Consider the following 288-nt stretch of genomic DNA (forward strand, 5'->3'; position numbering starts at 1 on the left):
GTTAGTGACGATAGGCGTGGCCGTCCTGGTGAAATTCGCCCTAACCGCATCTCTGACCCGAGCCTTCGGCTACCTACCTCACACAGCCCTCCTCACGGGCCTGGGCATAGGCCAGGTGGGAGAGTTCAGCTTCATCCTGGCGGGCTCCGCCGTTACCCTGGGCATAGTGGGGGATGATTTTCTCTCGCTCATCGTTGTGTCGGCAGTGGTGACAATGGCTATGACTCCGTGGGTCATGAACGGTGGAGAACGGGCCATTAACGGTTTGAGCCAGCGAGTCAGCCTTCT

At 59.0% G+C, this 288-nt stretch carries 1 protein-coding gene; it reads left to right on the top strand.

Features of this window, described 5'->3' with window-relative positions; translation table 11 throughout:
• Positions 1-16: 16 nt before the first annotated feature.
• On the top strand, positions 17-288 hold a 272-nt coding region (locus PZC42_RS20850), incomplete at its 3' end, for a cation:proton antiporter (protein ID WP_277213999.1).

This window comes from Isoptericola croceus, from assembly GCF_029382255.1.
Taxonomy (GTDB): Bacteria; Actinomycetota; Actinomycetes; order Actinomycetales; family Cellulomonadaceae; genus Isoptericola; species Isoptericola croceus.